The 21546-nt window shown below is 70.6% G+C and carries 17 protein-coding genes; 7 read left to right on the top strand and 10 right to left on the bottom strand.

The annotated features are described in order from the left end of the window. Positions 1-96: 96 nt before the first annotated feature. From AB0I21_RS54235 to mtnA, 3 genes are all read right to left on the bottom strand, one after another. A complete protein-coding gene (locus AB0I21_RS54235; protein WP_360573414.1) occupies positions 97-399 on the bottom strand; it encodes a hypothetical protein in 303 nt (100 codons plus the stop codon). Between the two features lie 161 nt (positions 400-560). Further along, complete coding sequence (locus tag AB0I21_RS54230; protein ID WP_360573412.1) at positions 561-689, bottom strand: hypothetical protein; 129 nt, start codon at positions 687-689, stop codon at positions 561-563. A gap of 51 nt (positions 690-740) precedes the next feature. Further along, positions 741-1787: an S-methyl-5-thioribose-1-phosphate isomerase gene (mtnA, locus tag AB0I21_RS54225; RefSeq protein ID WP_360573410.1), complete on the bottom strand. Its 1047-nt coding sequence runs from the start codon at positions 1785-1787 to the stop codon at positions 741-743. A gap of 133 nt (positions 1788-1920) precedes the next feature. On the opposite strand from mtnA, the gene AB0I21_RS54220 reads away from it, so the two are divergent. Together AB0I21_RS54220 and AB0I21_RS54215 are read left to right on the top strand one after the other, a co-directional pair. Continuing rightward, a complete protein-coding gene (locus AB0I21_RS54220; RefSeq protein ID WP_360573408.1) occupies positions 1921-2310 on the top strand; it encodes a hypothetical protein in 390 nt (129 codons plus the stop codon). 3 nt (positions 2311-2313) lie between these two features. Next, on the top strand, positions 2314-3348 hold the full coding sequence (locus tag AB0I21_RS54215; protein WP_360573406.1) for a PHP domain-containing protein: 1035 nt from the start codon (positions 2314-2316) through the stop codon (positions 3346-3348). Here the strand turns inward: AB0I21_RS54215 and AB0I21_RS54210 are convergent. Beyond that, complete coding sequence (locus tag AB0I21_RS54210) at positions 3244-4236, bottom strand: DMT family transporter (RefSeq protein ID WP_360573404.1); 993 nt, start codon at positions 4234-4236, stop codon at positions 3244-3246. The two genes, AB0I21_RS54215 and AB0I21_RS54210, sit on opposite strands and share 105 nt — an antisense overlap. Before the next feature lie 133 nt (positions 4237-4369). On the opposite strand from AB0I21_RS54210, the gene AB0I21_RS54205 reads away from it, so the two are divergent. Continuing rightward, positions 4370-6043: a DUF885 domain-containing protein gene (locus tag AB0I21_RS54205; RefSeq protein WP_360573402.1), complete on the top strand. Its 1674-nt coding sequence runs from the start codon at positions 4370-4372 to the stop codon at positions 6041-6043. 3 nt (positions 6044-6046) lie between these two features. Further along, positions 6047-7120 carry a CoA transferase gene (locus tag AB0I21_RS54200; protein ID WP_360573400.1) on the top strand — a complete coding sequence of 358 codons (1074 nt, stop codon included), beginning with the start codon at positions 6047-6049 and terminating at the stop codon, positions 7118-7120. On the opposite strand, the gene AB0I21_RS54195 is transcribed toward AB0I21_RS54200, so the two are convergent. Next, on the bottom strand, positions 7108-8694 hold the full coding sequence (locus tag AB0I21_RS54195) for a DUF6114 domain-containing protein (protein ID WP_360573398.1): 1587 nt from the start codon (positions 8692-8694) through the stop codon (positions 7108-7110). The two genes, AB0I21_RS54200 and AB0I21_RS54195, sit on opposite strands and share 13 nt — an antisense overlap. Before the next feature lie 163 nt (positions 8695-8857). Then, positions 8858-9502, bottom strand: coding sequence for a DUF6230 family protein (locus AB0I21_RS54190; protein WP_344501279.1), 645 nt, complete (start codon positions 9500-9502; stop codon positions 8858-8860). 623 nt (positions 9503-10125) lie between these two features. Here AB0I21_RS54190 and AB0I21_RS54185 point away from each other — a divergent pair. Continuing rightward, the gene (locus AB0I21_RS54185) at positions 10126-12966 is read left to right on the top strand and encodes a PQQ-dependent sugar dehydrogenase (RefSeq protein ID WP_360573396.1); all 2841 of its coding nucleotides are present in this window, start codon (positions 10126-10128) and stop codon (positions 12964-12966) included. Between the two features lie 171 nt (positions 12967-13137). After that, positions 13138-15453, top strand: a complete 2316-nt coding sequence (locus AB0I21_RS54180; RefSeq protein WP_360573394.1) for an AbfB domain-containing protein — start codon at positions 13138-13140, stop codon at positions 15451-15453. Between the two features lie 30 nt (positions 15454-15483). Here AB0I21_RS54180 and AB0I21_RS54175 read toward each other — a convergent pair whose 3' ends face one another. The 4 genes from AB0I21_RS54175 to AB0I21_RS54160 form a co-directional block, all read right to left on the bottom strand. Further along, positions 15484-16803: an FtsX-like permease family protein gene (locus AB0I21_RS54175; RefSeq protein WP_360573392.1), complete on the bottom strand. Its 1320-nt coding sequence runs from the start codon at positions 16801-16803 to the stop codon at positions 15484-15486. Continuing rightward, on the bottom strand, positions 16800-17606 hold the full coding sequence (locus AB0I21_RS54170) for an ABC transporter ATP-binding protein (protein WP_360573390.1): 807 nt from the start codon (positions 17604-17606) through the stop codon (positions 16800-16802). Before AB0I21_RS54170 ends, AB0I21_RS54175 begins: the two co-directional genes overlap by 4 nt. Then, a complete protein-coding gene (locus AB0I21_RS54165; protein ID WP_360573388.1) occupies positions 17603-18583 on the bottom strand; it encodes an efflux RND transporter periplasmic adaptor subunit in 981 nt (326 codons plus the stop codon). The genes AB0I21_RS54170 and AB0I21_RS54165 overlap by 4 nt, the downstream gene beginning before the upstream one ends. Before the next feature lie 195 nt (positions 18584-18778). Beyond that, positions 18779-20692 carry an IPT/TIG domain-containing protein gene (locus AB0I21_RS54160; protein ID WP_360573386.1) on the bottom strand — a complete coding sequence of 638 codons (1914 nt, stop codon included), beginning with the start codon at positions 20690-20692 and terminating at the stop codon, positions 18779-18781. A gap of 106 nt (positions 20693-20798) precedes the next feature. On the opposite strand from AB0I21_RS54160, the gene AB0I21_RS54155 reads away from it, so the two are divergent. Further along, positions 20799-21455, top strand: a complete 657-nt coding sequence (locus AB0I21_RS54155) for a hypothetical protein (protein ID WP_360573384.1) — start codon at positions 20799-20801, stop codon at positions 21453-21455. The last annotated feature ends 91 nt before the right edge of the window (positions 21456-21546 follow it).

The raw sequence follows: 21546 nt of genomic DNA, 5'->3' as shown, positions 1-21546 counted from the left end.
ATCGACCGGCACAGCTACCAAGCCACCACCAGCATCGACATCATCAACCCCTACCCTTGACAACCCACCGAACCACCTAACTGAACGGCGTTGGGGCTAGTCGGTGGCATCACGGTCGATGATTGTCACCAAGGGCGACGCCTTGATCTGTTGAACGAGGGCGTCCGAAGCATCCTGCCACTGCCGCGGCGATCGCATCGTCGGGTTCACAGGAAGGCCGAGGCGGTCCTGTGCGGCGTCCGCCGCTTCGTAGACGGCGGCACGCGCGGGGGTACCCACCACCAGCACATCCACGTCGTTGGGCAGGGCTCCCGGTTGGCCGTCGTGCCGTGCCGCCCAGGAACCGTAGATGTACACGCGTCGCACGTCACGCACGTCGGCGAACGCTTCGCCGACCACCGTCTGCGGTCCGAAACGTGAGCAACAGCAGCTGCCTGAGGGCGTGCGCGACGCGGTGTTCGGTGGCGGCCCGCAGCAGCCGCGTCCGGCCGACCTTGCGGTCATGGATCAAGCCCGCGGTCACGAGGCGCGGCGCCTCGCGATGCAGGGTCGACAGCGGGTCAACCGAGACGGGCTGCGAGGCCGGTCGCCGGATACTCGTCGTGCGGGTGCAGGTAGAGCCAGGTCAGCGGCTCGGCCTGATGCCGCGAGCAGAACAGCGGCAGCAGGCTCGGCGCTTCACTACGCATGAACGCACACTGCGATGTCCCTGTGCGACGACGCAAGCGTGCGACTTGTGGTCATTGCTCGAGTGCCGGGTGGGTTGCGGGGTGGGGCAGGCGCGAGGGGGCGGTGCGTGGGGCATCGGTGGCGTGGTGGGGCGGGCGGGGTGAAGTGGGGTACCAGATGCGGGTGTCGGTGACGATGGCGGTGACCAGGGAGGCGGGGGTCACGTCGAAGGCGGGGTTCACCGCGGGGGTGGCTGGAGGGGCGGTGGTGCCGACGACTTCGGCGGGGCCGCGGTCCTCGATCTCCACGTCGGCGCCGGTGGGGGTGGAGGGGTCGACGGTGGATTCGGGGGCGACGCAGATGAAGGGGATGCCGGCGGCGCGGGCGCCCAGAGCGTGGGCGTAGCTGCCGACCTTGTTGACCACGTCGCCGTTGGCGCAGATGCGGTCGGCGCCGAGGATGACGGCGTCGATCTCGCCGCGGGCCATGAGGAAGGGGCCGGCGGAGTCGACGGACAGGCGGTGGGGGATGCCGGCCCGGGCGAGCTCCCAGGTGGTCAGGCGGGCGCCCTGCAGGAGGGGGCGGGTCTCGCTGGCGGTGACGCTCGCGAGGGTGCCGCGGCGGTGCAGCTCGAAGGCGACGGCGAGGGCGGTGCCGCCGACGACGGTGGCCAGGGCGCCGGTGTTGCAGTGGGTCAGGAGGCGGGCGGACGGGCCGCAGAGGGACGTGACCAGGTCGGCGCCGCGGCGGGCCATCTCGGTGGAGGAATGGATCTCCTCGTCGCGCACGCGCAGCGCCTCGGCCAGCACGGCGGGGAAGGACGGCAGGTGGGCGGCGGCGCGGTCGACGCCGCGGGCGAGATTGACGGCGGTCGGGCGGGCGGTGGCCAGGCGGTGCACCAGCTCGCGGACGACCGTCGGGTCGGAGGACGAGGCGGCCGCCAGGGCGACGCCCATCGCGCCGGCCACGCCGAGGGCCGGTGCGCCGCGCACGGCCAGGCGTTTGATGGCGTCGACCAGTTCATCCACAGTGGACAGGCGGAGGTGGACCAGCTCAGCGGGCAGCAGGGTCTGGTCGATGAGGACGACGGCGTCGTCGATCCAGTCGATCGTTCGCATGTCAACTCCCAACGGTCATGATTTTCGGAAACGGCCAACGCGAAACGTTGACGGGCGTACATTCGCGGTTATGAGCACCGGATTGGCGCTCGCGACGGTCTTGGGTCTGATGACGGTTGGGCCGGTCGCGTTGATGAGAATTCCGACAAACCTGCAGCTGACGGTCACCGACACGGCCCTGGTCATCGAGCCGCAGGGGCTGGACAGCTGGTGGACGGGGACAGGAAGGGTCGAGGTGCCGGTCGAGGAGATCGCCTCGATCAGGATCGTGCCGCGGTCCGAGGCGCCGGCGGTGGCCAAGCGGCTGCGGCCGGGGGCGCTGCACATCGACGGGGTGATCACGGCGGGCGTGCACGACGGCACGTTCTGGGACGTGCGCGGCGGCGACCAGCTGCTGATGATCACCTGCCGGCCGGAGTCCCGGCACAAGGCGCTGGTGCTGCAGTTCGCCAACCCGTTCGCGACACTGACGAGGACACGGACGGTGGTCACGCACCGGCCGTCGAGGAGCACTACCTTCTAGGGCATGAGGGATCCGCTCGCCGATCTGCGGCGCATCGCGTTCCTGCTGGAGCGAGCCGGCGAGAAGACCTACCGGGTGCGCGCGTTCCGCGGCGCGGCGGCGACCCTGGCGAAGCTGCCGGAGGGCGAGCTGGCCGCGCGGGCGGGCAACGGCACGCTGAAGGACCTGCAGGGCGTCGGCGAGGTGACCGCCCGGTGCGTGGTCGAGTCGCTCGCCGGCGAGGAGCCGGTCTACCTGCGCCGCCTGGAGTCGACCGCCGGGCAGGACCTCGACGAGGCGACCGCCGCGATGCTGGCGGCGCTGCGCGGTGACTGTCACGCGCACTCGGACTGGTCCGACGGCGGGTCGCCGATCGACGAGATGGCCCTGGCGGCGGCCGCGATCGGGCACGAATACCTGGTGCTCACCGACCACTCGCCGCGGCTGACGGTGGCCCGGGGGCTGTCGGCGGAGCGGCTCGCCGAGCAGCTCGACGTGGTCGCCGACCTCAACGCGGGCTTCGCGGAGCTGGGCATGCAGTTCCGGATCCTGACGGGCATCGAGGTCGACATCCTCGCCGACGGCTCGCTCGACCAGACCGACGAGCTGCTGGAGCGGCTCGACGTGGTGGTCGGCTCGGTGCACAGCAACCTGAAGGACGAGCCGGACGTGATGACCCGCCGGATGGTCACCGCTCTGGCCAACCCGCACCTGGACATTCTGGGCCACTGCACCGGGCGCCTTATCACGGGCGGTCGTGGCACCAGGCCAGAAAGCCGGTTCCATCCGGAGCAGGTCTTCGAGAAGGCCGTCGAGCACGACAAGGCGATCGAGATCAACTCGCGGCCGGAGCGGCTCGACCCGCCGAAGCGGCTGCTGCGGGTCGCGCTCGAGACGGGGTGCAGATTCTCGATCGACACCGACGCGCACGCGCCCGGGCAGCTCGACTGGCTGTCAAACGGCTGCGCGCGCGCCGTCGCCTGCGGGGTGCCGCTCGACCGGATCGTCAACACGCTTCCGGCCGCCGACCTTAAGAGCTGGGCCCAATCGCACGAATAGCCCCTGCGAGATGCCGACGCCGCACAGCACGATGATGCCGCCCACGGGCTGGTTCCAGGTCAGGTGCTCGTGCAGGACGACGACGCCGGCCACGGCGCCGACGAAGGGCGGCAGGTAGGTCACCATCGAGCCGGTGGTGATCCCGGCGGTGCGCACGACGTGGTTGTTCAGGGCGAAGGCGATCCCGGTGCCGAACACGCCGAGCGCGACCACCGCCAGGTAGACCCGTGGCGAGTGCGACAGCGGCGACGGCGGCGCCCCGGCGATCAGCGGCGCCGCGACCAGCAGCTGCAGCGTCGACATGGTGAGCTGACCGACCGACAGCTGCAGCGCTGACAGCTCGAAGTTCTTCATGAGCCAGCGGGTGTAGTTGAACGCGATGCCGTAGCAGGTGACCGCGCCGAGGAGCATCAGCTGGCCGGCCAGCGACGAGCCGCCCACCCCGTTCCAGACGCCGAGGACCACCAGTACACCGGCGAAACCGGCGAGAAGTCCGAGGATCTGCCGCCGGGAGGGGCGCTCGGACCGCATCGCGACCAGGGTCACGACGAGCGTGGTGAGCGGGGCGGTGCCGTTCCAGATGCCGGCGAGGACCGACGGGACCCGCTGCTCCGCGTAGCCGAAGAGCGTGAAGGGCACCGTGGTGGCGACGGTCGCGTAGACGAACAGGTGGACCCAGAGGCGGAGCCCTCGCGGCGGGCGCAGGCCGCGGGCGAACAGGAAGATCAGCAGGGTGAGCGCACCGAGGAGGATCCGGTAGCCGGCGACGTACACCGGCTCGAGCTCGACCAGCGCGTCCTTGATGAACATGAAGCTGGTGCCCCAGATCAGGGCGACGGCCAGGAAGGCCGGGAGCCAGCGGGACGCGTCAGGAGCGGGAGACGTCATGGGCCTTACTTTGCTCCCGTCGAAAACAAAAAGTCGCGCGGATTTCGGACGTCTGGGCGCAGGTCAGTCCACCAGTTGCGAATTGGCCTCGACAAAGGCGACAGCGCAGGACGCAGTCCCGTAGGGTCGGCGCGTGGGATCTATCGATGACATCGCCAACAGCTATGTCGAGCAGTGGGCGCCCCTCGACCCGACCGGGGCGACCTTCGTCGGAGTGGCCGGGTATGACGACAGGTTGACCGACCTGTCGCCCGACGGTTTCGCAGCCCTCGCCGACCTGGACCGGCGCACTCTCGCCGCCCTCGCGGCGCAGACGCCCACCAGCGAGAGCGAGCGGGTGGCCAGGGAGGCCATGCAGGAGCGCCTGGGGCTCGCCCTGGAGCGGTTCGAGGCCGGCGACATGACCAGCGACATCAACGTCATCTCCAGCCCGCTGCACGGGGTGCGGAGCTCGTTCGACCTCATGGCGACCGAGGGTGAGGAGGCCGCGACCAACGTCCGCGACCGCCTGGCCGAGGTGCCGGTCGCGCTGGACCAGTGGCAGCGCTCCCTGCTGCACGCCGCGCAGCAGGGGCACGTCGCGCCGGCCCGGCAGATCATCGAGGTCGCCAAGCAGTGCGAGGTCTGGGCCGATCCCGAGGGTGACAACTTCTACCCGGACCTGGCCGCGAAGGTCGGCGCCGGCCACAAGACCACGCTCGCCGAGGAGCTGGCGCGCAACGCGGTGGCGGCCCGCGCCGCGACCGTCGCGCACGCGGAGTTCCTGCGCCGCGAGCTGGCGCCGCTGGGCCGGGAGAAGGAGGCCGCCGGGCGCGAGCGCTACCAGCTCGCCTCCCGCTACTTCCTCGGCGCCACCGTCGACCTCGACGAGGCGTACGCGTGGGGCTTCGAGGAGCTCGCCCGCCTCGAGAGCGAGATGCGCACCGTCGCCGACAAGATCGTGCCCGGCGGCTCGGTCGACGACGCGGTCGCCGCGCTCGACGCCGACCCGGCCCGCACGATCCGCGGCAAGGAGGCGTTCCGCGACTGGATGCAGTCGCTCGCCGACGCGACCGTGAGCGAGCTGCACGGGCGGCACTTCGACATCCCCGAGCAGGTCCGGCAGATCGAGTGCATGCTGGCGCCGACGTCCGACGGCGGCATCTACTACACCGGGCCGAGCGAGGACTTCTCCCGCCCGGGCCGCATGTGGTGGGCGGTGCCGCAGGGCATCGAGGAGTTCTCCACCTGGCGCGAGGTCACCACGGTCTACCACGAGGGCGTCCCCGGCCATCACCTGCAGATCGGGCAGACGTACGTGCGGGCCGAGCTGCTCAACCGGTGGCGCCGGATCCTGGCGTGGTCGTCCGGCCACGGCGAGGGCTGGGCGCTCTACGCGGAGCGGCTCATGGACGAGCTGGGCTACCTCGCCGACCCGGGCGACAAGCTCGGCATGCTCGACGGCCAGGCGTTCCGCGCCGTCCGGGTGATCATCGACATCGGCATGCACCTGGAGCTGGAGATCCCCCGCGACAACCCGTTCGGCTTCGCGCCGGGCGAGCGGTGGACCCCGGAGCTGGGCTGGGAGTTCCTGCGCGCGCACTGCCGGGTCGAGGAGAAGAGCCTGCGCTTCGAGCTCAACCGCTACCTGGGCTGGCCCGGCCAGGCACCGGCGTACAAGCTCGGCGAGCGCGCCTGGCTCGCCGCCCGCGACGACGCCCGGGCCCGCAAGGGCGCCGCCTTCGACCTGAAGGCCTTCCACCGCGACGCGCTCAACCTCGGCTCGCTGGGCCTGGACCCGCTGCGGGCCGCACTGCAGAGAATCTAGAGCGTGGGCCCCCTCGACGGCATCCTCGTCGCGGACTTCTCCAGAGTCCTCGCCGGGCCGATCGCCACCATGACGCTCGGCGACCTCGGCGCCGACGTCGTCAAGGTGGAGCGGCCCGGCGCGGGCGACGACACCAGGTCGTGGGGGCCGCCGTTCGCCGCCGACGGGCGCTCGACCTACTTCCTGTCCGTCAACCGCAACAAACGCGGGCTGGCGCTGGATCTGGGCACCGACGACGGCCGGCGACAGGCGCTCGAGTTGGCGTCGGCGGCCGATGTACTGGTGGAGAACTTCGCCCCCGGCACGATGGAGCGCTTCGGTCTGGGCTACGAGCAGATCGGCAGTCCCCGGCTCGTCTACGCCAGCGTCACCGGCTTCGGCCGGCAGCACCACTCCCCCGGGTACGACTTCCTCGTGCAGGCGGTCGGCGGCCTGATGTCGATCACGGGCGACCCGGCGGGCGCGCCGACGAAGGTGGGCGTCGCGCTGGTGGACGTGCTCGCCGGCCAGCAGCTGACCGCGGGCGTCCTGGCGGCGCTCTACGCCCGGGAGCGGACCGGCCGGGGGCAGCGGGTCGAGGTGGACCTGCTGTCCAGCCTGCTCGCGGGGCTGGTCAACCAGGCCTCGGCCTACCTGAACGCCGGCGTGGTGCCGCGGCGGATGGGCAACCGGCACCCGAGCATCGCGCCCTACGAGACGCTGCGCGCGAGCGACGGCGAGTTCGCGGTGGCGGTGGGCAACGACCGGCAGTTCGAGCGGCTCTCAGCGACGCTCGGGCTGGCACCGGACCCCCGGTTCGCCACGAACGCCGGCCGGGTCGCGCACCGGCAGGACCTCGTCGACAGGATCGAGGCGGTGACGGTACAGCGGCCGAAAACGCACTGGATCGAGCTGCTGCACACGGTGGGGGTGCCGTGCGGGCCGGTGAACACGGTGGCGGAGGGGATCGCGCTGGCGGAGCGGCTGGGGCTCGCGCCGGTGGTGGAAGTCGACGGTGCCAGGTCGGTGGCGTCCCCGATCAGGTTGTCGGAGACCCCGGTGACCTATCGACTCCCACCACCTGATCAGGACGCGTAGGCGATGCTCAGCCCGGGCGCCCGCAGGACGTTGGACTGCACGTAGACCAGCTCGATGTTGCAGTTGGTGTAGTACCCCGGCAGCGGGATCGGCGGCGGCGGGAACGACGGGGTGAAGGTCAGCGGCAGGATGCCCAGCACGTTCGCGGAGAACTTCGACGTGTAGAACTTCACGTTGCCCTCGACGGTCAGCTTGCTGCTCTTCGTCAGCAGCAGCTTCGGCGCTCCGGGGGTCCGCAGCTCGAACGGGGTCGACACCGAGTTCTTCATGCTGAACGCCAGCACCTTGACCTTGCTGCCGTCCTTCTTCGTCAGCTCCGCCACGCCGTCGTAGACGAGGCTGTCCATCGTCATCTGGTCGGCGATGAGGATGGACGGCGCCGACGCCACGAAGGGCTGACCGGCCGCGACCTGGGCCTTCTTGTCGTTCGGGGTGGCCGACGCGCTCGGGCACGGTGCCTTCGAGGGCGACTTCGTCGCCGTCGAGGTCGTGGCCGGCGCGACCGGGGACGCGGTCGTCTCCGCCTGCGCCGCGGGCGGGGCCGCGGTCGCCGACGCGGTGGTCTCGGCCTTCTTGTCGTCACCGCCGCCGAAGAGGTCGCCGAGCCAGTCGAACAGGCCCGGCTTCTCCTCCGCGGTCTTGGTCGGCGACGGGCTCGGGCTCGGCGATGCCGGCGCGGGTGCCGACGTCGCGCCGCTGGGCGCCGGCTGGGTGCCGGTGCTCGGCTTCACCGACGGGGAGGCGCAGGTGGCCGGCGCCGCGAACGCCGGCGTGCCGCCGTGGGCCGCGCCGAACAGAACCGATCCCGCGACGGTGCCGGTGAGCAGCAGTGCGAACAGCGGGATGCCGAGCCCGCGCCGCCTCGGCAGGTCGTCGTTGCCCGACGGCGGCCGCTCGTCGTCGGCGCTGCCGGCACCACCGTAGGAAGGCGCCTCGTAGGACGGCGCGTCGTGCAGCGGGCTGCGCTGGGAGATCGGCAGCGAGTCGGTCAACACCCCCGACGAGTGCCGGGGGACGGGCTGCTCCCGGGTCGGCTCGTCATAAGCGATGTCATGACCGGCGTCGGTCTCCTTGCGCAGCGACGGGCGCTCGTAGCCGGTCTGCCCGACCGGCTCGTCCGGCTCGTTGCTGAGCAGGTCGTCGAGCTCCGCCGGCTCGTAGGTCGCCGTGTCGTCATCTTCGGCGGTGGTGGGCTCCGCGGGGGTCCCGGGCGACCAGGAGGCGGCCAGGCCGCCGCCGATGACGCCGAAGATCATGCCGATGAAGAAGCCGCCCAGGTTGAGCCCGATGATCGAGTACAGCGCGGTGAGGGTGCCCAGGATGCCGTAGAACAGCCGCTGCGCCGGCGACAGCCAGGTCAGCAGGCCGCACAGCAGCAGCATCGCGGGGATGACGTAGGACAGGAAGCCCGTCGGTCCGAAGTGGACCTCCAGGGCGAGCTGCAGGTTGGCGCTGAGGAACAGTTCCAGGCCCGAAAGAAGCAGGAACAACCCACCCCAGAAGGGACGCGAGTCGCGCCACTTGCTGAAGCCACCAGCACGACGCTTGACGTGCGAAGGGTGGGGAGTGGTCACGGAGCCCTCCAGCAATAGAGCACTAGTGCGGCGCTTGCGTCGCATGGGGGGCGCGGGGTGGGAACCCCCCGCCGGCCGCGGGCGCTAGCCCGTGGAGCTAGTGACTGCCTGACTACAAACAACTGGGCCCGCGGGTGTGACTCCGCGGGCCCAGGCGGTGGGGCTAGAAGCACTCGAAGGGGGTGCCACCGGTGGAGAGGCTCAGGTCGAGACCGGTCAGCTTGAACGTGCCGGCCGTGGTCGACCAGGCGACCTGCTTGAGGTTGGTGATGACCACGCTGTCCGCCTGCTGGGCGAAGCTGCCCTGCAGGCCCTTGGCGTTCGGGCCGCCCTTGCTCAGGTCCGACGCGTCGATGCCGATCTGGATGTTCTCGAACGTGGCGTCGCCCTTGAGCGACGTCAGGTCGATCAGCAGGTCGGTCGCCTCGGCCGGGGCGCCCGCGGCCTGACCGGCGTGGATCACCATGCTGACAGGCAGGCCGGGGACCTTCACCGACTGGCACAGGTTGTAGAGCTTGGCGGACTTGATGCCCGAGACCGCGACGAAGTGGTTCTTCGGGTCGGCCGGGTTGGCGGGGTTGCCGCCCTTCTCCGTGGCGAGGCCGCCGTACTGGACGAAGCCGGTGCCCTCGAGCTTGTCGGCGGAGACCTTGAACTGCTGGCCGGAGACGCTGAACGACGCGGCGATCGCGCCGGTCGCCTGGCCGAAGACGATGGCGCCGGCGATGAAGGCGGAAGGCACGACGACGGTTGCGAAACGCTTCCATCGCGTGCGGCCCTTCACCGCGCTGCCCTGAGCTACGGACACGAGAAGCTCCTCTTGGGTCGCGGGGTGCGTGCGGTGCTGCGCTCCTGTCACTGCGGGCGCTCGCACCGGTCTGGGTGTCTCGACGCCCCGGCCGGCCCTGCGTACGCAGGGGGTGGAACCGGGGATTGGGGCGTGCGGACGATGTTGCCGCCTGCGTCGTGCGCGGACAAGGCCCGTAGTTACTCGCCGGTAACGGCTCAAGTCCAGAATTCTTACGCTCCGTGATCGATTACCGGAGCGTTTCCAGCGCGTGACCACCCTTCAAAGCGCGTAAAGACGGACAAAAATCGCGTGTGACGGTTACCACATGTGAGCAATCTTGCACGAGGTCACGGTTTTATAACGACAAACCTCAGAGGTTCTCAATGTGCACATCGACTGCCATGAGTTTTCCGTAGAACGGCAGAAATGCCGCATCTCGAAAAACTCGGCATTGCCGTTTGCGGGCCGCGGTGGTTAGTTAGCTCTGATAACTAACGCGGTGGCCGCCATCCACCGCGCAGTTAGTTCCCGCCCGCGCGCGCAAAGGGTCGGCGCCCCGGTCGCGAGCGGTCCTCAGGTAGCGCGATCGGCGCGCGTCTTGCCTGGCTGGCACCCCCATCAGCCCAGGAAGGACACCCCGCATGGCACCATCCCAGCGCCGGTGGAGAAGGCTGCTCACCGCGGCCACGCTCGCCGCCGGCAGCTCCGCGGCGGCCGCGTTCGTCCACGCGCCCGCCGCCTCGGCCATCCCCCTCCCCGCCTCCGACTATCAGCACGTCCAGCTGGCCCTCGGCAGCGCCGAGCTCGGCGAGCCGATGTCCTTGGCGGTGATGCCCGACCGCACGGTGATCCACACGGCCCGTGACGGCACAGTCCGCGTCACCGACGCCGCCGGCAACACCAAGCAGGCCGCCAAGCTGTCGGTCTACACCCACGACGAGGAAGGCCTGCAGGGCGTCGCCGTCGACCCCGGCTTCGCCACCAACCGCTGGATCTGGCTGTACTACTCGCCGACGCTGTCCACCCCGGCCGGCGACGCGCCGAAGACGGGCACCGCGGCGGACTTCGCGCCGTGGCAGGGGCACCTCAACCTGTCCCGCTTCACCATGAAGGCCGACAACACGCTGGACATGGCCAGCGAGAAGATCGTCATGACCGTGAACAACGACCGTGGCCAGTGCTGCCACGTCGGCGGCGACATCGACTTCGACGCGGCCGGCAACCTGTACCTGACCACGGGCGACGACACCAACCCGTTCGAGTCCGGCTCCTACGCGCCGATCGACGAGGTGACCAACCGCAACCCGCAGTTCGACGCGCAGCGGTCCTCGGCCAACACCAACGACCTGCGGGGCAAGGTCCTGCGGATCAAGCCGAACACGGACGGCACGTACGCCATCCCGTCGGGCAACCTGTTCGCCCCGGGCACCGCGAAGACCCGTCCCGAGATCTACGCGATGGGCCTGCGCAACCCGTTCCGGATGAGCGTGGACAAGCCGACCGGCATCGTCTACCTGGGCGACTACGGCCCTGACGCGGGCGCCGCCGACCCCAACCGCGGTCCCGGCGGGCAGGTCGAGTTCAACCGGATCACCGGCCCCGGCAACTACGGCTGGCCGTACTGCACCGGCACGAACACCACGGCCGAGACCTACAACGAGTGGAACTTCGCCACCAACACCACCGGTCCCAAGTACAACTGCACCGGCGGCCCGACGAACAACTCGTTCCGCAACACCGGTCTGACCACGCTGCCCGCGGCCAAGCCGAGCTGGATCCGTTACGGGTTCGACTCGACCCCGCCGGAGTTCGGCGGCGGCTCGGAGTCGCCGATGGGTGGTCCGGTGTACCGCTACAACGCCGGTCTCAACTCGGCCGTGAAGTTCCCGCAGACCCTCGACGGCCAGTTCTTCGCCGGCGAGTACGGCCGCCGCTGGATCAAGCCGATCAAGGTCAACGCCGACGGCTCCCCCGGTGAGATCTCCACGTTCCCGTGGGCCGGCACCCAGGTCATGGACATGGCGTTCGGCCCGGACGGCGCGCTGTACGTGCTGGACTACGGCACCGGCAGCGGCAACCAGGCGCTGTACCGGGTGGAGTACATCGGCGGCGGCAACCGCGCCCCGACGGCGAAGATCACCGCGTCGGTGACGTCCGGCCCCGCCCCGCTGACGGTGAGCTTCTCCTCGTCCGGCAGCTCGGACCCGGAGGGCGGTGCGCTCACCTACGCCTGGGACTTCGACGGCAACGGCACCACCGACTCGACCGCCGCGAACCCCACGTACACCTACACCACCAACGGCACGAAGACCCCGACGCTCACCGTCAAGGACCCCACGAACCTCACGGGGTCGGCGAGCACGGTGATCACCGTCGGCAACACCGCGCCCAAGGTGACGCTGACGACCCCGGCGGACGGCCAGCTGTTCAACTTCGGCGACACGGTGCCCTTCACGATCAGCGTCACCGATCCCGAGGACGGCACGATCAACTGCGCCAAGGTCAGCATGACCTACTCGCTGGGGCACGACAGCCACGCCCACCAGATCACCTCGAAGACCGGCTGCACCGGCTCGATCACGGTGCCGGTGGACGGCGAGCACGACGCGTCGGCGAACATCTACGGCGTCTTCGACGCGGCGTACACCGACAACGGCGGCCTGACCACGCACGTCATCCGCACCCTGCAGCCGAAGCACCGGCAGGGTGAGCACTACAGCAGCCAGTCGGGCGTGCAGGTCGCCCCGCACGCCGCGGCCGAGGGTGGCAACACCGCCGGCTTCATCGAGAACGGCGACTGGATCGCCTACACGCCGTACCTGCTGAACAACGTCACCCAGTTCACCGCGCGGGTGTCCTCGGCCGGCGCCGGCGGCACGATCGAGGTCCGGGCCGGTTCGCCGACCGGGACCCTGCTCGGCACCGCCACGGTCGCCCCGACCGGCGGCTGGGAGACGTTCGCCAACGTGACGGCCAACCTGGTCGCCGGCCCCGCGAGCGCCACCACGCTGTACCTGGTGTTCAAGGGCGGCACGGGCTACCTGTTCGACGTGGACGCGTTCACGTTCACCACCGGGACCACCTCCACCGGCCCGACGGTGAGCCTGCGGTCGCTGACGAACAACCAGTACGTGACGGCGGCGAACGCGACCACGGCCCTCATCGCCAACTCGGCGACGATCGGCACCGCGCAGCAGTTCGAGCTCGTCGACCTCGGCGGCGGCAAGGTGGCCCTGAAGTCGAAGGCGACCGGTCAGTTCGTCTGCGCGGAGAACGGCGGGGCCAACCCGCTGCTCGCCAACCGGGCCACGGCCGGGTCGTGGGAGACGTTCAACCTGATCCGCAACGCCGACGGCAGCGAGAGCCTGCAGGCGACGGTGAACAGCAAGTACGTCGTCGCGGAGAACAACGGCGCCGGCTCGCTCATCGCGAACCGCGACACGATCGGACCCTGGGAGAAGTTCGAACTCATCGGCGCATGATGTTGGAAAATGTGCGGTCCTTTCCCGCGCTTGTGCGGGATATTGATGAGTGACTCTTGACACTCTTCGTTGGATCGTGAGGTTATGTGTTGGTCCGTGGGGACGTTCGCGTCCTCACGGATCAGCCTCGGCCGCCACCGGGGCTGACGCATACCTCGAGGAGCCACTCGTATGAAGCTCTCCAGATGGTTCGCGCTCGCGCTGGCACCGTTGCTGGCCACGGCGGGCACCGTGATCGCCACGGCCGCCCCCGCGAGCGCATGGACTCCGAAGACGCCGCCGATGACCACCCCGTGGACCAACTCGGTGCCCACGGCCAACCCGCTGCCGGAATACCCGCGCCCGCAGCTGACCCGCACCGACTGGCAGAACCTCAACGGCATCTGGGACTTCGCGGTCACCGGCAGCGGCCAGACCAGCCCGCCGGCCACGTTCGGTGAGCAGATCCGGGTGCCCTACCCGGTGGAGTCGGCGCTGTCCGGCATCCAGCGCAAGGTCACGGAGAACGACAAGCTCTGGTACAAGCGGACGTTCACGGTCCCGTCGGGCTGGGCCGGCCGCCGGGTGCAGCTCAACTTCGGCGCGGTCGACTGGCAGACCACCGTGTGGGTCAACGGGACCCAGGCCGGAGCGGTCCACAGTGGAGGCTACGACGCCTTCACCTACGACATCACGGGACTGCTCAACGGCGGCACCAACACGATCATCGTCGGCGTCTACGACCCGACCGACGCGGGCACCCAGGCGGTCGGCAAGCAGCGCCGCAACGACGTGCTCCCGCACGCGGGCGGCGGCATCTTCTACACCGGCGCCTCCGGCATCTGGCAGACGGTCTGGCTGGAGCCGACCCCGACGGCCCGGATCACCCGCGTGGACCTGGTGCCGAACCTGTCCAACAACACGCTGTCGGTCAACGTGCAGGGCGCCGGCCTGTCCGGGCACACCGTGACCGCCACCGTCCTGAACGGCACCACCCAGGTCGGCACCGCCAACGGCGGGACGGGCACCGCGTTCAGCGTCCCGGTGCCGAACGCGCACCGCTGGTCGCCCAGCGACCCGTTCCTGTACAACGTCCGCGTCGACCTCAAGAGCGGCTCCACGGTCGTGGACTCGGTCGGCAGCTACGCCGGCATGCGGTCGATCTCGATCGGCAGCGTCAACGGCAAGCTGCGCATCCTGCTCAACGGCCAGTTCGTCTTCCAGTCCGGCACGCTGGACCAGGGCTACTGGCCCGACGGCATCTACACCGCGCCCACCGACGCCGCGCTGCGCTCCGACCTGCAGGCGCACAAGGACCTCGGCTTCAACATGGTGCGCAAGCACATCAAGGTCGAGCCGCAGCGCTGGTTCTACCACGCCGACCAGCTCGGCCTCCTGGTGTGGCAGGACATGCCCGCCATGCCGACCGGCAAGAACCCGACGACGGCCGCGCGGACCCAGTGGGAGGCCGAGTACCACCGCATCATCGACCAGCACCGCAGCTCGCCGTCGCTGGTCATGTGGGTCGACCAGAACGAGGGCTGGGGGCAGTACGACCAGGCCCGCATCGCCGGCGACGTCAAGGCCTACGACCCGTCGCGCCTGGTCAACAACATGAGCGGGGTCAACTGCTGCGGCTCCGTCGACGGCGGCAACGGCGACGTGATCGACAACCACATCTACGTCGGTCCCGGCTCCACCCTGCCGACCGCGACCCGCGCCGCGGTGCTCGGCGAGTTCGGCGGCCTGGGGCTTCGCGTCTCCGGTCACGAGTGGTCGCCCGGCAACGGCTTCAGCTACGAGGACCAGGGCAACGCCACGAACCTCAACAACCGCATCGTCGGCCTGTACGACCAGCTCCGCACCGGCGGCATGCCGGCGGGCCTGTCCGCGTCGGTCTACACCGAGATCACCGACGTGGAGAACGAGAGCAACGGCTTCCTCACCTACGACCGCCAGGTGATGAAGGTCGACGTGGCCCGGTTCCGGGCGGCGAACCAGGCGCTCATCAACGCCTCGACCAACCCGCCGCCGCCGGCCACGCTGCCGACGAACGTGTACCGGTCGTTCCGGGTCGTGACGCCGTGCTGCACCACCCGGTACATCAGGCACCAGAACAGCCTGGGCTACACCGAGGTCGTCGACGCCAACAGCAGCACGCTGCTCAAGCAGGACGCGACCTGGAGGATCGTGCCCGGCCTGGCCGACGCGTCGTGCTACTCCTTCGAGTCGCGCAACTTCCCCGGCCAGTACCTGCGGCACCAGGCCTACCGGGTGCGCAAGGACCCGAACGACAACTCGGCGCTCTTCAAGGCCGACGCCACCTGGTGCGCCCAGCAGGGCACCGGCGGGGTGCGGCTGACCGCCTGGAACTTCCCCGGCCAGTTCCTGCGCCACCGGGCGTCGGAGCTGTGGCTGGCGACGCCGGGCGGGCCGAACGCGTGGGACAACCCCACCTCGTTCACCGAGGACACGACCTGGTCCGTGGAGAACCCCTGGGCTCCGTGATCCTCGCCTGATCGCCACGGTTGTGCGAGCTCAGGCCCGCATGACCGTGGCGATCGGGATCCGCGCGGCGCGGATGGCCGGGATCAGGCCGCCGAGCAGGCCCGCCACCAGGCCCGCGATGACGCCGGCGACCCCCGCCTGCCACGGGAACGTCATCTCCTGCAGCTGCGGCACCCGCGAGCCCAGCAGCCCGGCGCCCACGTCGAGCGCCACCACCGCCAGGCCGATCGCGGCGGCCGCGGTCAGCAGGCCGGTCAGCAGCGTCTCCGCCAGGACGATGCCGGCCAGCAGGGAGCGGGGCGTGCCGACGGCCCGGCGCAGCGCGAACTCCTCGACCCGCTCCCCCACGGTCGCCAGGCCGACGTTGAGGATGCCGGCGACGCCGATGAGCAGTACCAGGGCGGCCATGCCGAGGAAGATCCAGCGGATGATCGCCAGCTCGCCCGCGATGTCCTTCCGGGCGTTGATGGTCTCCACGTGCAGCATCTCCTGCGGTACGCCGAGGCCGGTGAGCTTGCGGATCACCAGTCCCTCGGTCTCCCCGGCACCGGGGGCGAACAGCAGCTGCAGGCCCGGGCCGTACATCTGGTTCGCCGACGGCTTCGGCATCCAGTTGCGCATCTCGTCGGCCCGCACGTAGGCGGTCGGCTGGGGGTTGCCGTCGTCGACGACGCCGATGATGCGGGGCGTCGGGTTGGCGGTCGCGCCCTCGACGCGCATCTCCGCCGGGATCTGGTAGCGGGTGAAGCCCTTCGCCGCCTCCTTGTTGATCACCAGGCGGGGCGAGTAGGAGGGGTCGCCGCCGAAGTCGAGCCAGTCGCCGCTGACCGGGCGGAACGGGCGGAACTGCCGGACGTCGCCGGTCAGGCCCTGCAGGACGACCTCGATCGCCTGCCCGCGGGGCGGCTGCGCGACCGGCTCCATCGGGCGGCACATGCCGGTCATCGGGTCGCAGTTCATCGGCATGCCCGGGCCGTAGTAGCCGCCCTCGTTGTTGTCGAACGGCGCGGCGCCCTGGTTGATCGGCAGCACGTCCGGCTCGCCGATGATCGCCTGGTAGCCCAGCATGCCGACGGCGCCGGGCTTGCCCGTGACGGTGGTGAGGGCGGCGTCCATCGCGTCGGGCATCGGCGGGATGTACATCTGCCGGGTGCCGTCCTTGCCGACGTGCAACTCCAGGTCGGCGAGGCGCAGGGTCTTCGCCGTCTCCGCGCCGGCCTGGACGGTGACGACGGCAAGGACGCCCAGGAACAGGCTGATCATGGACAGGAAGGTGCGCAGCTTGCGTGACCTGATGCCCTGCCCGCCGATGATGAGCGCCGACCGGAGCCGGCCCGACAGCCGGATCATGCCGGCACCTCCGTCGCGCCCCAGCCCGGCGCCGTCAGCATTTCCGTCGGCCTCTGGTCCGGTGCCGTCAGCACTTCCGTCGGCCTCTGGTCCGGTGCCGTCAGCACTTCCGTCGGGCTCCCGTCCGGTGCCGTCAGCACGCCGTTGGTGAGGGTCAGCACGCGCTGCATCTTGGCCGCGTGCGCGTGGTCGTGCGTGACGAGGATCAGCCCGCAGCCGCGGTCGGTGGCGGCGCGCATGACCTCGATGACGAGGTTGCCGGTCTCGGTGTCCAGCGCGCCGGTCGGCTCGTCCGCCAGCAGCAGCCTCGGCTGCCGCACCAGGGCCCGGGCGACAGCGACCCGCTGCTGCTCACCGCCGGAGAGCTTCGCCGGGCGCTGCTTCGCCAGGTGCGCGATGCCGACCAGGTCGAGCGCCTCCAGCACGCGGGCGCGGCGGTGCCGGCGCGGCAGCCAGCCCTGCCCGTTGACCAGCGCCATCGCCACGTTCTGGGCGGCGGTCAGGTGCTTGAGCAGGAAGAAGCGCTGGAAGACGAAGCCGAACTGGGCGCTGCGCAGGGCGGCGGCCTTCCGCTCCGGGATGCGGGCCAGGTCGCGGCCGTCCATGAAGTAGTGCCCGTCGTCCGGCCGGTCGAAGAGCCCGATGAGGCTCAGCAGGGTGCTCTTGCCCGACCCGGACCGGCCGAGGATCGCGACGCTCTCGCCGGGGTCGACGGTCAGGTCGACGCCGTCGAGGATCACCCGGGGCTCCTGCTGGCCCTTCAGCGTCTTGGTGATGCCCACCATCTCGATGAGCGGGCTCATTTGCTGAACCCGGGCATCGGCTCCCCGCCGTTGTTCTTGGCGGCCGGCAGGTTCGGCCCGGGCACGGCGACCGTCTCGTCGCCGGTGAGGCCGCTCTTGATCTCGATGACCTTGCCGTCGCTGAGCCCGAGCGTCACCTCGCGGGTCTCCCGCGTCTGGTCGGCCTTGACGACGTCGACCTTCCCCTTGCCCTGCGAGCCGGCGACCGCCTCGACCGGCAGGACCAGCACGTTCGCGGCGCGGGCGGTGATCACCTCGACCGTGGCGGCGGCGCCGTTGATCGCCTTGACGTCGGCCGGCGGCACGCAGACCAGCCGCATGCCCGTGGGCTCGGAAGGCTGCTGCTGCTGGCCGGTGACCCTCGGCTGCGGCACCGGCACGGCCGACGGGTTGGGCGTCGGCGTGACGGGCTCCGGGATCGTGCCCGCGGGCAGGGCGGCGAGCGTGCCGAGGACCGTGCAGGGGAACGGCCCCGGGCCGTTCTTGATCTGCGCCTGCACCGACTCGAGCTGGTCGGAGATCTGGTACGCCTGGGCACCCTCGATGTCCGCGACCACGCCGTAGCCGGCCTGTTTCGCCGAGACCACCGGCATCCCGGCGGTCACCTTGGACCGGTCGTCGACGAGGCGGCCGCTGAAGACGGCGCCGGCCGGCACCTCGATGGGGGTGGCCTTGCCGCCGGCCCAGACGTTGGCGACCTTGGTGGGCTTCGTCGGCGTGCTCGTCGACGCCTTCACGTCGAGGTAGCGGATCTCGCCGTCGATCGGGGCGACCAGGCCGAACGTCGGGCTCAGCTGCACCTTGCCGGTCAGGCTCACCTTGTTGGTCAGGTCCTGCCGGGCCGGCTTCACCGTGGTCATCGTGACGCCCCGGTCGGCGAGTCCGGGAGTGCGCACCTCCTCCGGGCCAGATGCCGTGCAGGCGCCCAGTGCACTGATCGCACCGGCGGCGGCCACCGCGAAAAGGATTCGTCGCACCCGGGTTCACCCCCAGCAAGGATCGAAGTCCGGCAAAGGGTAGCGGTCGATCGGGTGAGGCGATGCCCCATCAAACGATTCATCCGGGTGAGGAAATGTACTCATCTCGACAGCACCGGGATGCAACCTCCGGGACGGGCAAAGCCGTCCCGCCCCGGTTGCCCGGGTGCGGGACGGCCTTTTCCTGCGGGTACGTCAGACCTTGTAGGTGAAGGTCGACGTCGTGGCAGCAGCGCTGGTGCCACCCTTCGTGATGACCTGGAGCTGGACCGGGCCCGCGGGGCGCGGCGGCAGGTACACCTTGAGCCTGGTGTCGGAGAGCCTGACGAACGAGACCGCGACGCCGTTGGAGGTGACCTTGTCGACGGCCACGAAGTTGCTGCCGGAGATCTCGACAGTCGTCCATGTCCTGGTGCCGCCGGTCGCCGGGGCCACCGCGGACACGACCGGCGCGGGCGGCGCGACGTAGGTGAACGGCGCCGAGACGCCCTCGACGCTGCCGCCGACGGTGGTCACCCGCACGGTCGCCTGGCCCGCCGCGTGGACCGGCATCGTGACCTTCAGCTGGGTGTCGGAGACCCGCTGGTACAGGGCGGCCACCCCGCCGACGCTGACCCCGGTGACGCCGCCGAGGTTGGTGCCGGTGACGACCACCGGGGTGGGCAGGTAGGTCGGGCCGCTGGTCACGCTCAGCGAGACGATGGTCGGCGCGGGCGGGTTGACGATCGCGAGCTTGTCGGCGGCGACCGTGGCGCTGGTGCCGGACGGGGTCACGACCGTCACGTCGTAGATGCCGGGGACGAGCTTCGCGGGCACGGTGAAGGTGATCGTCGTCGGCGACAGCACCTTCACCTTGGCGGCGGGGTTGGCGCCGATGCGCACGGCGGTCGCGCCGTCGAAGTTGGCGCCGGTGACCGTGAGGGCGTCACCGCCGACGACGGACGCGCTCGCGGCGCTGAGGCTCGTCACGACGGGCAGCGGCGGCTGGTACAGGAAGCGCGCCTGCGAGTTCAGCGTGCTGACCCCGGCGACGTTGACGACGGTCACGTCGACGGCCCCCTTGGCGTGCGCGGGCGACGTGGCGACCAGGCTGGTGACGCCGTTCGTCTCGACCTTGCGGAACTGGGCCGCGGTCTCGCCGAACTTCACCGTCGTGGCGGTGGCCAGGTTGCCGCCGGTGATGGTGACCTCGGTGCCGCCGGTGACCGGCCCGCGGACCTGCGACAGCGTCGACACCGACGGCCGGGGCACGGTGACCTTCGACGGGGTGGTCACGCCGGAGATGGTGTATGCGGCCTGCACGTTGGTGTTGACGAACGCCCAGGCGAGGTGCGCGTCGCCGGAGGCGCCCCACGCGGTGCCCCACTGGTTGCGGATCCACACGCCCTCGGCGTCGTACGCGTACGCGGTGACCATGTGCCCGCCGAGGTTCGTGCCGCTGGTCGTCTGGTAGAGCGCGCCGCCGGTCAGGTACATGAAGTCCTTGAAGACCGGCATGCCGATCGCGACCGGCGAGCCGGCGGCGATCGCGGTCTCCACCGCGACCTGCCCGGCGGCGCCCTGGCCCGAGCCGGTCCACAGGGTCTTCCAGCTGGAGACCTTGTAGTTCTTGGCGTTCGCGATCTCCGCCGCGGTCGGCGGGACCGTGTAGTTGGTGGTGCCCTGCAGGTAGTCGTCCTGGGTGTCGACGCCGTTGACGGCGGCCTCGGTCAGCGCCTTCTCCGGCGACAGGCCCGCGTTCGGCGCGCCACCCTTCTGCACCGACCGCATGTAGAGGTACAGCGGCGCGTACGGGGCGCCGGTCCCGCCGTCGCGCTTCGCGTAGTAGCCCATGATCGAGTGGGCGATGGTCCAGGCGACGCACGAGCCGATCTGGCCCTGGTCGCCGACGGCCGGCAGGTCGGCCTTCACGCTCGCGCTGTCCGGCAGCGTCCCGTACACGCCGGGCTGCGACTTCGCGTTGACCCGGGTGGCCGGCTCGGTGAACCCGCCGACCTTGTGCGGCAGCGCGGCCGGGGTGACCGCCGCGGCCGCCGCCGGGTTCACCGCCACAAGGGTGCCGCCTGCCGCCATCAGCAGGCCGAAGATGGTGCGTGCTCCAGGGTGCATCCGTGCTCCTCGAGGGTCGGTGACCGCGACGTGCGTGCCATCGGCCCCGCCCCCGGCGGCATGAGACGTCACCGGAAAGCCCACCCGGCCGGTGTCCACCGGCCGGATGACACGCGCGCTAGGCTCCGGGGTCGTGCCGGTGATCGCGCTGCTCGCGGCGATGGGGGCCTTCCACGGCCTCAACCCCGGCATGGGCTGGCTGCTGGCGGTCGCCAACGGGGTGCAGGAGCGCAGCCGGGCCGCGGTGCTCCGGGCCCTCGCGCCGATCGCGGCCGGGCACGCCGCCTCGATCTTCGTGGTCGCCGGCCTGGTCAGCGCCCTGCAATCGGTGGTCGCGACCCGGGTCGTGGCGATCGGCGGCGGCCTCGTGCTCGTCGGCTTCGGGCTGTGGCGGGCGGTGTCGCGCCGGCACGTCGGCCCGCCGGGCCTGCACCTGTCCGCCGCGCAGCTGGCCGGGTGGTCGTTTCTGATGTCGAGCGTCCACGGTGCCGGCCTGATGCTCGTGCCCGTGCTGGTCGCCGACCCGCCGCCGGGTCTCGGGCACGCCCACGCCGCCTCGGCTCTCGGTGATCCGCTGTGGGCGGGCTTCCTGGCCACCGGCGTGCACACCGCCGCCATGGTCACGGTCGCCGGCGCGATCGCACTCGTGGTCTACCAGACGGTGGGGCTGCGGCTCTCCCGGCTGGCCCGCGTCAACCTGGACACCGTCTGGGCGGTGGCACTGGTCGGCGCGGGCCTCGCGACGCTCGCCGCCTCCTACTAGGGCGCGTTTCATAAATTTGTGCAGGCCGGGTGAAGTCACGGCGTGGCGGTGATCGAAATCTGAAGAGGTCTCCGGTAAATGGTTCAGCGAC

Origin of the sequence: Dactylosporangium sp. NPDC050588, assembly GCF_040654975.1 — a bacterium.
GTDB lineage: Bacteria > Actinomycetota > Actinomycetes > Mycobacteriales > Micromonosporaceae > Dactylosporangium > Dactylosporangium maewongense.
The sequence above is the reverse complement of the archived record's forward strand: the minus strand, read 5'-3'. Positions and strand labels throughout refer to the sequence as shown.